Here is a 14,178-nt window from a genome sequence, read left to right as displayed (position 1 = left end):
GAATCGGGCGTGACCGCGCCGCGCCGCCTGGTGGGGACCGCCTCAAGCAGTCCGTACTCATGGAGGGTCCGGTTCCTCCTTTCCGTCTGGCGTTTGCATCGCAGTGGCCTACGGTTTCCGGGCATCCTTCCGCGGATGCCGGCGCGCTCGCCGTTCACTGTCCCATGAGTGCCACGGAGCTTCATCCCTACGTGTTTCTGACGGTCCTGTTCGTGATGGCCGTGATGTTTCCGCTGGTGCCACTTGCCCTCGCCCGTGCCTGGGCCTGGCGGTTTGCCCCTGCAAGACCGGGTCCACAGAAGAATGCCACCTACGAATGCGGCATTGAAACCCGGGGGGATCCGCTCACCCAGTTTCGTGCGGGCTACTACCTCTACGGCATCCTGTTCCTGATTTTCGATGTCGAAGCGGTCTTCCTCCTGCCCTTTGCCGTGTCGTTTCTCCAACTGCCGCTGGGTGCGGTTCTGGCGATGCTGCTGTTTGTGCTCCTGCTGGCGGAAGGGTTGGCCTGGGCGTGGCTCAAGGGACTCCTGACCTGGAAATGACGCGCCATGATTGACGAAGGACTCCGCAGTGAACTGGCCCGGCAAGGGGTCGTGGTCACCAGTTTCCAGGAACTGGGAAACTGGGGCCGGAGCAATTCCGTCTGGCCGATGACGTTCGGCCTGGCCTGCTGCGCGATCGAAATGATCGCCACCAGCATGGCCCGTTACGACATCGCCCGATTTGGGTCGGAGGTGTTCCGTCCATCCCCCCGGCAGGCGGACCTCATGATCGTGGCCGGGACCGTCACCAAGAAGATGGCGCCCCAGGTGGTGCGGCTTTACAACCAGATGCCCGAGCCGAAGTACGTCATCGCCATGGGCGCCTGCGCCATCTCGGGCGGCCCGTTCAAGGAGGGGTACAACGTGCTGAAGGGCATTGATCGTTATCTGCCGGTGGACGTCCACATTCCCGGATGCCCGCCCCGTCCGGAAGCCCTGCTCCACGGCCTGATGACGCTCCAGAAGAAGATGTCCGGGGAGACGCTCACGGGCCCCGGGCGGTCGCGATCGTTCGATCCGGACGCACCCAGCGAATTCCCGATACCCGTGTGCGGCGAACACGATCTGGTGCCACCCCGCAACGACGCGGTCTGGCATCCGCCCACCCGCCCGTCTGCGGCTTCATCCACTTCCCAAACCTGACCCTCGCTTGCGTTGTCCCTGAGACTCCCGAAAAAATCCCGAACCGAACTCCAACGTATTTTCGCAGGCAACCGTCGGAACCGAAAGGGCTCCGGTTCCTGCACCTCCGGCACCCGGTCGCGGAAACTTGAACCATGCCCGCCCCGGGACCGGTGTTCGAAAAATCCCTCACGCAGTTCCATGAGCGCAATGCTTCCCAATTGGATTCAACCCACCGGTGACCTCGAGGTGGTTGTCCTCGTGATCTCGACCCTCCTGCTGGCCACCCTGGCGTTCACCCGGGGCCGGGTGCCCTGGTGATGCCGGGTCTCGGGCAGGGTTCCCGGCGATTTCCGGCGTGCCTTTTCCGGCCGGACGGTGTGGACTTCGACCGGATCCCCCGGCCGCGTGGTGTGCCCGTTCCGGGGGCTTCCAGTCCAAGGTACGCTCATGAGACGCCTCTTTTACGTGGAACAGGATATGTGCGGTGCCGACCTGCCGCCGGACTTCGATCTCGACGAGTTTTGTGAAGTCCTCCAGGGGAAACTGGGCGACGTGGAGGTGGTGGCGGTGCCGCCCGACGAATCCGCCCCGGCAAATCGCGACCACCAACTGGTCCCCGAATCCGTGTTCCTCGAAGCTCTCGGCGAATATCTTCACCGATAGGCGCGGCACGCCGTCCGCGGGCGGGAGGCGGCCTCCAGCCTTGCCCGCGGCAGCCTGGCGTCGTTTGCTGTCCCGGTGCCGGAGGAGTGGTTCGACGTGGTCAATGAGCAGGATGCGGTCATCGGACGCCGTCCGCGCAGCGAGGTGCACCGTCTCGACCTGCGCCACCGGGCGGTGCATGTGCTCCTCTTCAATTCGCGGGGCGAACTGTTCCTCCAGCAGCGCTCCCTCTCGAAGGACAACTGGCCCGGAGTCTGGGATTCGTCGGCCTCCGGCCATCTGGACGCGGGTGAAGACTACGACCCTTGCGTGGTGCGGGAACTGCGGGAGGAACTCGGGGTGACGCTCGCGGCACCTCCGGTGAGGATCCTGAGGCTCGAGGCGACGGCGGCCACCGGCTGGGAATTCTGCTGGGTGTATCGTGCCCGGCACGAGGGACCGTTCGACCTTCAGGCGAGCGAGATCCGGGGCGGCGGCTGGTTCCTGCCGTCCGCGATTCGCGACTGGATTGCGGCCCGGCCCGGGGACTTCGCCGGCGGCTTCCGGGAAATCTGGCCCCGGTTGCCGGACTTGCACGGGGACTGACGGCCCATCCGGGGGGGGGCGTGCGGGGAGGACCTATGCGAGGATCCCCTGGACAACCTCCCCATGGACGTCGGTGAGGCGAAACCGCCGGCCTTGGAACTTGAAGGTGAGCTGTTCGTGCGGGATCCCGAGCAGGTGGAGGAGCGTGGCGTGCAGGTCGTGGACGTGGACCGGTGCCTCGACCACGTTGTACCCAAACTCATCGGTCGCCCCGTACACCGTACCCGCCCGCACGCCACCCCCCGCCATCCACATGGAGAAGCAACGCGGATGATGATCCCGGCCGTAGTCGGTCGCGGTCAGCTTTCCCTGCGAGTAGTTGGTCCGGCCAAATTCGCCACCCCAGACCACCAGGGTGTCCTCCAGCAGGCCGCGCTGCTTGAGGTCCGCGAGCAGTGCGGCGCAGGGCTGGTCGGTTTCGCGGCACTGGGTCCGGATCCCGTTGGGCAGGCCGCCATGCTGGTCCCAGCCCTGGTGATACAATTGGATGAACTTCACGCCCCGCTCGGCGAGGCGGCGCGCGAGGAGGCAGTTTGCGGCGAATGTGCCGGGCTTCCGTGCGTCAGGCCCATACGCTGCGAGGGTTGCCTCCGGCTCGCCGGACAGGTCCATGACGTCAGGCACGCTGGCCTGCATCCGGTAGGCCATCTCATATTGGGCGATCCGGGTCTCCAGTTCGGCGTCCCCGGTCTCGGCGGCGGCGACCTCGTGGAGTTCCCGCAGGCGGTCGAGCATCGCCCGCCGTCCGGCAGGGGACACGCCGTCCGGATTCGTCAGGTACAGCACGGGATCCTTCCCCGAACGGAATTGCACCCCTTGAAACCGCGACGGCAGGAAGCCGCTGCCCCAGAGCCGGGAATACAGCGGCTGGTCCACCTTGCCCCGCGTGATGAGGACGACAAAGGCCGGCAGATTCTCGTTGTCACTCCCCAGCCCGTAGTGGACCCAGGAGCCGAAGCTGGGCCGTCCGCTGAGCTGGGACCCGGTCTGCAGGAAGGTGATGGCCGGGTCGTGGTTGATCGCCTCGGTGAACAGGGAGCGGACGATGCACAGGTCGTCCACGTGGGAGGCGGTGTGCGGCAGCAGCTCGCTCACCCAGGCTCCGGACTGCCCGTGCCGGGCGAACCGGAATGCCGAGCCTGCCAGGGGGAGCACGGCCTGGTTTCCGGACATCCCGGTGAGCCGCTGGCCCATGCGGACCGAATCCGGCAGCGGTTCACCCTGGCGCTCGTTGAGCAACGGCTTGTAGTCGAAGGTCTCCAGCTGTGACGGTCCGCCGGCCATGAACAGGTAGATCACCCTGCGGGCACGGGGCGCCACCGGCAGGGTGCCACCCAGCATGCCGACCCCGCCGGCCGCCAGCGCACGCGAGGGGGTCAACAGATCCGCCAGGGCGACGCCACCCAGTCCGAGCCCGAATCGGTTCAGGAACTGGCGGCGGCTCAGGGAAGTCGCGTCCACGGGGCCGGTGCAGCACGAGGTGTTCATCGCTTCATCACAAATTCGTCGTGATTCATGAGGGTGCTCATCACCAGGGTGGCCGCCGCCAGTTCCGGCGCCGGCAGTGCGGTGTCGCGCAGGCGTTCCCCCGTGGACAGCAGCCGCTCGGCCGCCTCGGGATCCGCCGCGTAGAGACGCCGCTGTTCCTCGAAGAGCGACGCAAGAATCGCCGACTCGCGGGCGGAGGGCGGCCGGCCGAGCACTGTATGGAACCCCCGGTCCACGCGCGCCTCCGGAGTCGCCTCCCGATCGCCCCACAACGCCTCGGCCAGCACCCGGGCGGCCTCCAGGAATTGCGGGTCGTTCAACAGCACCAGCGCCTGCAGGGGTGTGGCGGTGATCTCCCGGTTCGCCACGCAGACTTCCCGGGAGCCGGCATCGAAACTCGCCAGCGACGGCGGCGGGGCGGTCCGTCGAATGAACGTGTACAGGCTCCGCCGGTATAACTTGTCCCCGTGGTCCTGGACGTAGGTCTTTCCCGTCCCGGCCTCCTCCCAGACGCCCGGCGGCTGGTACGGCTTGACGCTCGGCCCGCCCAGCGTGGGTTGCAGCAGCCCGCTGACGGCCAGCGCACTGTCGCGGATCTGTTCGGCGCCCAGCCGATGCCGCGGCCCCCTCGAGAGCATCCGGTTTTCCGGATCGAGGGCGACACGTTCCGGCGGCGCCTCGGAGTCCTGACAATAGGTCGCGGACAGGACCAGGAGTTTGTGCAGCGCCTTCAGATCCCAGCCGGAATCCCGGAACGTGGCGGCCAGCCAATCCAGGAGCTCGGGATGCGTTGGCAGCTGCCCCTGCGCCCCGAAATCATTCAACGTGGCCACCAGGCCCCGCCCAAAGTGCTGACGCCACGCGCGGTTGACTGCGACCCGGGCTGTCAATGGATTGCGCGGATCGGTCATCCATTGGGCCAGTCCAAGCCGGTTCCGGGGTGTTCCCTCCGGCAGGGGGAGGATGTGCTTTGGCACGTCGGGATCCACCGGGTCCGCCGGGGCGTCATAGGCCCCGCGCTTGAGAAGATGGGTCGGTCGCCGTGCCTCCATCTCGCGCATCACCATGATTTCCTTCGTTTTCGAAATCAGTTCGTCCTCCGCCTTGCGCAGGCGCTGCAGTTCCGCATGCGCCACGGCCACTCCGGGATCCCAACGCATCGCGTACGTTTCGGCATCCATGGCGGCGGCTCCAGGCGCCCCGGTGTCGGGGTCGAGGTGCAACACCTCAGCCGGAGTCAGGCAGACATCGTAGACACGAAAATCGTCCAGCTCCCCGTCCCGGAATCCATTGTCCCGAAACCGCGCACCAAGGGTCAGCCGGATCCCCCCGGCGTCGGCATCGCCCCAGGCCGCCCGGTGCTGGATGTCCCGCGTCAGCCCGTCGCGGACCGTCTCCAGTGCCATCGGTTCCCCATCCCGGTACAACTGCACGCCCGCGGCCCGGCTGGATCCGTCGTAGGTCACCGTGAGCCGGGTCCAGCGTCCCGGGGGCAGCGGCTCGCGCGCCCGAACCCCCAGGGCGTTCCCCGGCCAGAAATGGATCAGGCCGAAAAACGGCCGGCCGTTCTCCAGCACCAATTCGTACCCGCGGCTGCCGGAATCCGTCCAGGCCCGCGAATAATGAAACACCACCGCACGCGGACGCACATCGGCCGGCCGGATCCAGACATCCACGCTGAAGGGATCGGTCCGCCGGAAGGCTCCGGCGTCCGGAAGGGTCACGGCATTGTCCCCGCTGAAGCGGAGCGCCGTTCCGCGGCGTCCCGGCACGGGGACCGGCCCGTCGGACAGCACGGCCTGGTTGGTGCTGCGGGCGTCCGGCGTGAACAGGTGGGTGAAGACGTCGAAGGCATAGGAGGCCACGGGAAGCACTGGTGCGGGGCTGGGGACCTCCGGACGCTCCCCGGCATCCCAGCGGGCCCGGGCCGCCGTCACCGCGAGTCGCATCTGCCTGTCGGCGGCGTCGCGTTCCCGCACGAGGACCTGATGCCTGGACTGGTCCTCACCTTCCCAGCGTACCAGGGTCGGCGTGGGCGTGGCGGAGGTGAAATGCGAGTACAGGCCCGACTCGTCAATGTTGTTGAAGAAGGCCGAAAGCGCGTAGTAGTCGCGCTGGCTGATGGGGTCGTACTTGTGGTCGTGGCATCGCGAGCACTCGAGCGTGAGCCCAAGAAAGGCGGTGCCCATGGTGTGCACCCGGTCGGAGACGTATTCCTGGCGGAACTCCTCCTCGATGCTCCCGCCCTCGTTGGTCTGACGGTGGAGCCGGTTGAAGGCGGTCGCCAGCACCTGTTCGTCGGTCGCCCCGGGCAGCAGGTCTCCGGCGAGTTGCCACGTCAGGAACTGGTCGTAGGGCAGGTTCCGGTTGAAGGCTGCCACCACCCAGTCCCGCCAGGGTGAAAGATCCCGCTCGACGTCGGCCTGGTATCCGTAGGTGTCCGCGTACCGGGCGAGGTCCAGCCAGTCGGTGGCGAGGCGCTCGCCGAAGGCCGGCGACGCCAGAAGGCGGTCCACGACCTTCTCGTAGGCATTCTCCGAGGGATCCTTCACGAAGGCCTCCACCTCCCGGGGCGACGGGGGCAGGCCGGTGAGGTCGAGGGATGCCCGGCGGATCAACCGTTCGCGTCCGGCGCGCGGTGACGGCTCCATCCCGGCGGCCTGGAGTCGTGCCAGCACGAACTGGTCCACCGGATGGATCCGCCGGTCCCCGGCGTTCACGGCGGGAGGTTCGGGCCGGGTGATCGGGGCGAAGGCCCAGTGATCACTCCAGGGCGCCCCCTGGGCCACCCATCGCCGGAGCAGCGCCTTTTCCGGGTCGGTCAGCGCCAGGTGGGCCTCCGGGGGCGGCATGACTTCGTCGGGATCCTCTGAAAACAGGCGTCGGATCAGCTCCGAGGCCTCCGGATCGCCGGGCGCCACGATCCGGCGACCGTCCTGGCGTACGCGCAGGACGTCTTCGCGTTGATCGAGCCGCAACTTGGCCTTCCGCGCCCGCTCGTCGGGGCCGTGGCAGGAGAAACACCGGTCGGACAGGAGCGGACGCACCTCGAAATTGAAATCTGCTGCAGCGGACGCCGCCGCGTGGAGCGTCGGACCGACGCCCGCCCCGACCATCGCGATGGCAAGCCACACCGCTCTCAGCCCGATCCCATTCACCGTCGGCAGCATAGCGTTGGGACGAGTCCTTGTCCCGCCGGATTCGGCCCGGATGGGGACTTGATCTCCAAGGCCCGATGAACGCGGGCGCCAGGATTCCCTCGTTGCGCAATTGGCACGCGGCGCCAAAGCGCCAGGGGGCTGGCGCAGTCCAAGACCTGGCGGATTTCTGCGCTGCCGTGGCGGTCGCGAAGCGTCGTGCAGTGCGGTAGCCCTCTACCGCTTTCCCCTCCCAGCCCCCGACAACCCCGGGGCGCCAGGAATCGCCGGTCGTGCAACGGGCACGCGGCGCCAACGCGCCCAAGCCGGCGGCTGCGCCGCGGGGTTGCCAATTCACGGACCGGGCGCCAAGGATTTGCGCATGACGCCTTCCACCGCGAACGCTCACGCACCCCGGTCCCCCCTGTCCCGCCGTGGATTTCTGTCCGCAGCCGGCGCCACCCTGACGCTTCCGGGACTTGCCGTGGCCACCGTCGCGGCCGGGGCCCAGACGGATTCCGCGGCCTCCACCAAATCCGACCGGGTCGTCACCCCACCAGAGGGACGCCGCCTGTTGCTCTCCTGCAAGCTGGGGATGATCAGCGCCGGGTCTGGTGACCGGAAGCGCACCCTTGCCGAGCGATTGAGCCTCGCCGGGGAGGCCGGTTTCGACGGGGTGGACCTCGATGAGGCGGGAAACTACACGCCGGAGCAGGCACGGGACGCCGTGCGCGAGTCCGGTGTCTTCGTCCACAACGCCATCAACCACGCCCACTGGCAGCAGCGTCTGACCAGCCCCAATGCTGCCGAGCGGGACCAGGGACGCGCCAACATCGAGCATTGCATCCGGGTCTCCCACGCAGCCGGAGGCAGCGGGGTGCTGATCGTCGTGGGCAACGGGAGCGATGGGACCCCGGCCGAGACGGCGCAGCGGGCCGGCGATGAGATCCGCCGTTTGCTTCCCCTCGCGGCGGCCTACGGTCAGGCCATCCTGGTGGAGAACGTCTGGAACCGGATGTTCTACAACCACGACGGTTCCCCGGAGCAGGGACCGGAGCAGTTCATCCAGTTTGTGGACAGCTTCCGCAGCCCCTGGGTGGGGATGTACTATGACATCGGCAACCATTGGAAATACGGCCAGCCCTCGGAATGGATCCGCGGGTTTGGTCCCCGATGCGTGAAACTCGACGTGAAGGGATTCAGCCGGGCGAAGAACGAATTCGTGGACATCACCAGTCCCGACGACGACCTGCCGTGGGACCAGGTCCGCAAGGCCCTCGGGGACATCGGCTTTTCGGGATGGGCGACCGCGGAGGTCGGCGGTGGCGAGCTGGCCCGCCTGAAGACGGTCCGGGAGCAGATGCAGCGGGCGTTCGGACTGTAGTCCCGGGCCGGCCGTGCGGACCGCGGCGCGGTGCCGTCCTGCGGCTTCGCGACCGGCCGGTTCCGTCGCCCCCGTGCCGTCCCATGGACACCTGGTGGTACCCCGTGCTGTTCGCAACCGGTGTGGCCGCCGGGTATGTGGACGCCATCGCTGGAGGTGGCGGACTGATCACCGTGCCGGTGCTGATGGCCACCGGCCTGTCGCCGGCCGATGCCCTGGGCACGAACAAGCTTCAGTCCGCGTGCGGCACGACGCTCGCCACGATGCGTTATGCGCGCCACGGGCTGCTGGGGCAGGGGGACTGGACGTGGGGCATTGCGGCCACCGTGGTGGGTGCCGCGGCGGGATCGTGGTGCGTCCAGCAGGTGAACCCCGGCTTCCTGCGGCCCCTCATCCCAATCCTGCTCGTCACCATTGCCATCGTGCTCATCACGCGTCCGGACCTGGGCAGCCGCCCCCGGGCGCCGCGCCTGGCGCCGCGACCGTTTGGCATCCTCTTCGGACTCCTGCTGGGTTTTTACGACGGCTTCCTGGGACCGGGAACCGGTGCATTCTGGATGATGGCCTGTGTGGGGTTGCTCGGGCGGGACCTCCTCGCGGCGACGGCGCACACCAAGGTGATGAATCTCACCAGCAACCTGGCCTCGCTGGTCCTGTTCCTCGCCGGAGGACACGTGCGGTTTGCCGTGGGCCTTTCCATGGCCGCCGGCCAGTTCCTTGGGGGCTGGCTGGGTGCCCGGTCCGCCATCCACGGCGGAGCGCGGCGAATCCGGCGGGTCTTGTTGACGGTGGTGATCCTCCTTGCCGCGAAACTGCTATGGGACGCCGTTCGTGCACCATGAAGGCGGCGGCGAACTCCCGGCTTCTCAACCGGCCTTCGCCCCGTAGACTTCCCGCATGGCCGTGATTTGCCGTCTTTTCGTCCTCGTCATCGCCCTGGCGTCGGTGGCCCCGTTGCCGGCGGACGAATCCAATCGAGTTGCGCTGAAGCGGGTGGCCGGTGGCCTCACGTCCCCGCTTTCGCTCGTGCCCCTTCCCGGAGGCATGGCCCTGGTGGTGGACCAACCCGGGTACCTGCGCGTCCTGGGGGCCGATGGGGTGATGCAGGACGAACCCGCGTTGGTGATCACCAACCGGCTCTCCCCGATCAACCACGGCGCCTTTGACGAGCGCGGGTTGCTGGACGTGGCGTTGCACCCGCAGTTCCCGCAGAACCGGAAGCTGTACCTCACCTACACGGCCCCGCGCCGCGACACCGCGCCCGAGGACTGGGACTGCACCCTGCGGTTGTCCGAGTTCACCCTGCCCGCGGGCGGGGCGATCCGCGTGGCCCCGGGCTCCGAGCGCGTGCTGCTTGAGGTGGACCAGCCATTCGCCAATCACAATGGCGGCCGCATGGTGTTTGGTCCGGACGGCCTGCTGTACCTGGGAATCGGCGACGGCGGCAGCGCCAACGACCGGGGGAAGCGCCCGGAGTCCGGCAACGGCCAGCACCTCCAGACCCTGTTGGGCAAGATCGTGCGGTTGGACGTGAATGCGACCTCCGGTGGTCGGCAGTACGCGATCCCGGCGGACAACCCGTTTGCCGACGGTCGCGCGGCCCTGCCGGAAATTTATGCCTACGGCCTGCGCAATCCCTGGGGCCTGAGCTTCGACCGGGGGGGTGCGCGGGAATTCTTCGTCGCGGACGTGGGGCAGGACCTGTATGAGGAGATCAACATCATCCGCAACGGTGGGAACTACGGATGGTCCCTGCGCGAGGGATTCGAGGGGTTCAGCGCCGACACGCCCAAGGCGCCGCCCGCCGATGCGCCGCGGACCGGTGGGCGCGGCGAGCCCCTGCTGGACCCGATCCTCCAATACAACCACACCGGGCTGAAAAAGGACCCCGATGCGCACGGCATCAGCGTGACCGGCGGCTACGTGTACCGCGGCAAGGCCCTTCCGGAGCTGGCGGGGCGCTACGTCTTCGGTGACTGGTCCCGGCACTGGGCACTGCCGCAGGGCGTGCTGTTGGTGGCGACCCGTCCCGGGACAACCGGCACGCGCTGGACCGTCGAGCGGCTCGAGGTGGTTGAGCCGTCGGATTTCTCAGGGTACATCGTCGGTTTCGGCGAGGATGCCGACGGGGAGCTGTACGTGTTGACCAATGGCAGCAACGGACTGACCCCGGGCAAGGGGAACATCTGGAAGCTCGTGCCCTCCCTGGAATAGTTCCGGCAGTCGCCCGCCGGTACGAGCCGGGTTGTGCGAAGGAATCCGCGTGAACCGGGAAAAGATCACCCCCGAGGGACTGCGGTCCCTCAAGGGCCGTCGCCGCTTTGGCGCCCTCACCGCCTACGACTACCCGATGGCGCGCCTCCTCGACGAGGCTGGCGTCCCGGTGCTGCTGGTCGGAGACTCGCTTGGCATGGTCGTGCTGGGATTTCCCGACACCACCCATGTCACGATGGCGGACATGGTGCACCATGTGCGGGCCGTTGCGCGGGCGCGGCCCGCCGCCCTGCTGGGTGCGGACCTGCCCTATGGCAGCTACGAGAGCCCCGCCGATGCCGTGTCCCACGCCAGGGAGCTTCAGGCGGCCGGGGCGGAATTCGTGAAGGCGGAGGGTGGCCGGGAAATCCTCCCGCAGATCCAGGCGATCGTGTCCGCGGGAATTCCGTTTTGCGCCCACCTGGGCATGCTGCCACAGCACATCCTTGAGGAGGGGGGGCGGTACCGCATCAAGGGACGCGATGACGCCGGACGGCGGCGGTTGCTGGACGATGCGCGCACCCTGGAGCAGGTGGGGGCGTTTGCGTGCGTCCTGGAACTGGTCGTCCCCGAGGTGGCCGCGGCCATCACGGCCACCTGCCGGCAGATGGTGACCATTGGCATCGGGAGCGGACCCGGCTGTGACGGACAGATTCTGGTGACCCAGGATCTGGTCGGCGGATTCCCGTGGTTCACGCCGCGGTTTGTCACGCCGCGGGCCACCACCGGCGCCGCAATTCGCGACGCGGCCGCGGCCTGGATGGCGACGCTGGAAGATTGAGGATCCCTCCGGTCTTGCTTCCCCTGCGTCGCCGGTCGGTGCAGGCTCCTCCCTGTGGCGTACGCGCTGCTGCAGACCGAGTTGTCACGTCCCGACGTCAGGGCGCTGGAGAGGGCTTTTGCCAGTGGTCGGGGCCTCACCCTGGCCGACGCCCGGTTTGTGGCCGACGACGCGTTCGGCATTCTCGCGCGGGATCTGTCCCTGGAGGACGCGTTGTTCCTCCAGCAGTCCCTGGGCGCCGAGGGCATTGAGATTGAGGTGGCGCCGGAGTCCGACCTGCCCCGCCTGCCGGAACCCCGGCTGTTCGACTTCGCCGCGTGCACCCCGGAACATCTGGTCCTGTACGATCCCCTGGGCCGGCCCACCGACGTTCCCTGGGACCAGGTGACGGTGGTGGCCGCCGGTTTTGACCAGCGCCAGCTCAAGATCGAGATCATCGTCGGTGATGCCGAAACCCGGTATCAGTCCACGCTGGACCGCCTCCAGTTCGACCGGATGCCGGCCTACATTGACGACAGCGAGCCCGACAACCGCGGGGAAAGTTTCCGGAAACTGGTGCGCGACGTGGTGCTCCACTGCGACGGCGCCCACGTCAATCAGGCCGCCCGGCTCCTGGCGGGCGGCAACCTGGAGGGGGATGTCACCCGCGACATCACCTACCCGCGGCCCATGGCGTACACCGAGGAATTGGTGTGGCTGCTGTGGCGGGCCCGGGCGGGGCACGAGCCCTGAGCGCCCGCCCCCCGTTCAGGCCCCCACCACGCGCGACAACAGGTCGTTCATCCGGGCGAGCATCGTTCGTGGATCCTCCAGCCGTCCGGCAGCCAGCCGGGCCTGGTCGAACAACTGGCGGGCCACCAGCTCCGCGAGCGCCCCTTCCTGCCCGCGCAGTTGGTGCAGCTTCACCACCACCGGATGCGCCGGATTGAGCTCCAGGTCCGGAGCGGCATCGGGCAGTTCCGCGCCATCGCGGCCCATCGCCTTGAGCATCCGGCGCATGGACCCCGTCAATTGCCGGTCGCTGTCCACCGCCACCGCCGGGCTCACCACCAGCCGCCGCGAGGCGCGGACCTCGTGGACCGCGTCGCCGAGGAGTTCCTTCAGCCACGTGGACAACGCCGCGGCGTCGTCATCGGAGAGCGCGCTGGCCGCCTGCGATTCCAGGTTGAGATCGGCCTTTTCCGCCGCAAGGATCTTGCGACCGTCGAATTCCTGGAGGCGGTCCAGGACGAACTCATCAATGGGTTCCTCGACGAAGAGCACCTCGAATTTCCGCTCCCGGAACACCTCGAAGTAGGGACTTGCCTCGGCCGCCGCGCGGTCGCGCGCCTGCAGGAAATAAATCTCCTTCTGCCCCTCCGGCATCCGCTTCACCGAGTCGGCCAGCGAGGTCCGCATTCCGGGCTCGGTCCCCGAGGATTCGTACCGCAACAGTTTTGCCAGCGCCCCCTGATGCTCCCAATCGCTCAGGATGCCCTCCTTGAGGAAGCGGTGGTACTCGGTGTAGAAGGCGTCGTAGGCCGTCCCATCGCGGCCGGACTCCTCCTCGAGATGCTTCAGGAACCGGCTCGTCAGCGCCCGGCTGAGCCGGCGCATCAGGCCAGAGTCCTGCATCCGCTCGCGGGACACGTTGAGCGGCAGGTCCTCGCTGTCCACGACGCCCCGGACGAACCGGAGCCACTCGGGCAGCAGGCCCTTCGGCTTCGCGTCAATGAGCACCTTGCGGCAGTACAGGTGGACCTCCGACTCCTGGCGCACCATGCCGGGCAGCTCGAGGCTGCGGGACGGCACATAGAGCAGCGACTGGATCGCCATCGGCGCATCGGCCGTGAAATGCAGACGGTAGCGCGGCGGTTCGTTGTCGTGGGCCAGGTATTCGTAGAACTGCCGGTACTCCTCCTCGGTGACCTCGGACTTGGACCGCGCCCAGATCGCCTGCACCGTGTTGATCCGGGTGCCGTTCAACTCGAGCGGAAAGGCGACGAAATTGGAGTAGCGCCGGATGATCCGTTCCAGCCGGTCTGCCTTTGCAAAGTCTTTGGCATCCTCCTTGAGCTCCAATTCGATCCGGGTGCCGGGTGCTGCCTCGTCGGCCGGCTCCAGGGTGAAGCCATTGCCTCCCTCGCTGGACCACTTCCAACCGGCGGCGTCCGCAGCGTGCGAACGGGTCCACACCGTCACCCGGTGCGCCGCGATGAAGGCGGAGTAGAACCCGACGCCGAACTGACCGATCAACTTCGCATCGGCGGACTGCGGCTCCGACGGCCGCTCGGCAAGTGCCTTCAGGAAGGCCCGCGTGCCGGAGTGCGCGATGGTGCCGAGGTTCTGGACGAGTTCCTCACGGGTCATGCCGACCCCGGTGTCGGTGATCGTGAGGGTGCCGGCCTCCTCGTCGGACTTCAGGGAGATCGCCAGCGGGGTCTCCCGGGCGGGGGTCTGGCCGCTGGCCTGGAGGAATCGGAGCTTCTCGCAGGCGTCGGCCGCGTTGGAGATCAACTCCCGCACAAACACCTCGCGATCGGTGTAGAGGGAGTGGATGACGATGTTGAGAAGCTGCTGGATCTCGGCCTGAAAGACGTGTTGCTCGGGCTGGCTCATGGTTGGAAATCGTGTGCTGACGGGCGGGAACGGAACCTTCCCGTGCCCGCGCCGGACGGGAGGTGTACCCGATTCCTTCCGACCTCTGTCAAGCCCGGGAACGCCACCGCAAACCGTGGC

Annotated in this window: 12 protein-coding genes; 9 read left to right on the top strand and 3 right to left on the bottom strand. The window is 67.8% G+C overall.

The annotated features are described in order from the left end of the window. The first annotated feature begins 164 nt into the window (after positions 1-164). From KF791_16525 to KF791_16510, 4 genes are all read left to right on the top strand, one after another. Complete coding sequence (locus tag KF791_16525; GenBank protein MBX3734182.1) at positions 165-545, top strand: NADH-quinone oxidoreductase subunit A; 381 nt, start codon at positions 165-167, stop codon at positions 543-545. A gap of 6 nt (positions 546-551) precedes the next feature. After that, complete coding sequence (locus tag KF791_16520) at positions 552-1,187, top strand: NADH-quinone oxidoreductase subunit B (GenBank protein ID MBX3734181.1); 636 nt, start codon at positions 552-554, stop codon at positions 1,185-1,187. Between the two features lie 429 nt (positions 1,188-1,616). Next, positions 1,617-1,832 (top strand): hypothetical protein, encoded by a 216-nt coding sequence (locus KF791_16515; protein ID MBX3734180.1) that lies wholly within the window; start codon positions 1,617-1,619, stop codon positions 1,830-1,832. A 75-nt stretch (positions 1,833-1,907) separates the two neighbouring features. Further along, entirely contained in the window at positions 1,908-2,417 is a 510-nt protein-coding gene (locus tag KF791_16510) for an NUDIX domain-containing protein (protein MBX3734179.1), read from the top strand. Between the two features lie 33 nt (positions 2,418-2,450). Here KF791_16510 and KF791_16505 read toward each other — a convergent pair whose 3' ends face one another. Further along, positions 2,451-3,905 (bottom strand): DUF1501 domain-containing protein, encoded by a 1,455-nt coding sequence (locus KF791_16505; protein ID MBX3734178.1) that lies wholly within the window; start codon positions 3,903-3,905, stop codon positions 2,451-2,453. Next, complete coding sequence (locus tag KF791_16500) at positions 3,902-7,039, bottom strand: DUF1553 domain-containing protein (GenBank protein MBX3734177.1); 3,138 nt, start codon at positions 7,037-7,039, stop codon at positions 3,902-3,904. Before KF791_16500 ends, KF791_16505 begins: the two co-directional genes overlap by 4 nt. Positions 7,040-7,424: 385 nt before the next feature. Between KF791_16500 and KF791_16495 the strand changes: the two genes are divergently transcribed. From KF791_16495 to KF791_16475, 5 genes are all read left to right on the top strand, one after another. Further along, a complete protein-coding gene (locus tag KF791_16495; protein MBX3734176.1) occupies positions 7,425-8,426 on the top strand; it encodes a sugar phosphate isomerase/epimerase in 1,002 nt (333 codons plus the stop codon). An 83-nt stretch (positions 8,427-8,509) separates the two neighbouring features. Further along, positions 8,510-9,268, top strand: coding sequence for a TSUP family transporter (locus KF791_16490; protein MBX3734175.1), 759 nt, complete (start codon positions 8,510-8,512; stop codon positions 9,266-9,268). Positions 9,269-9,323: 55 nt separating this feature from the next. Then, positions 9,324-10,640, top strand: a complete 1,317-nt coding sequence (locus KF791_16485) for a PQQ-dependent sugar dehydrogenase (GenBank protein MBX3734174.1) — start codon at positions 9,324-9,326, stop codon at positions 10,638-10,640. Positions 10,641-10,689: 49 nt separating this feature from the next. Further along, entirely contained in the window at positions 10,690-11,460 is a 771-nt protein-coding gene (gene panB / locus KF791_16480) for a 3-methyl-2-oxobutanoate hydroxymethyltransferase (protein ID MBX3734173.1), read from the top strand. Between the two features lie 54 nt (positions 11,461-11,514). Further along, complete coding sequence (locus KF791_16475; GenBank protein ID MBX3734172.1) at positions 11,515-12,192, top strand: hypothetical protein; 678 nt, start codon at positions 11,515-11,517, stop codon at positions 12,190-12,192. A gap of 15 nt (positions 12,193-12,207) precedes the next feature. On the opposite strand, the gene htpG is transcribed toward KF791_16475, so the two are convergent. Beyond that, positions 12,208-14,058, bottom strand: coding sequence for a molecular chaperone HtpG (gene htpG / locus KF791_16470; GenBank protein MBX3734171.1), 1,851 nt, complete (start codon positions 14,056-14,058; stop codon positions 12,208-12,210). Between the last annotated feature and the right edge of the window lie 120 nt (positions 14,059-14,178).

It is taken from the genome of Verrucomicrobiia bacterium (assembly GCA_019634635.1).
Lineage (GTDB): Bacteria > Verrucomicrobiota > Verrucomicrobiia > Limisphaerales > UBA9464 > UBA9464.
This window is presented reverse-complemented; position numbering and strand designations above follow the sequence as displayed.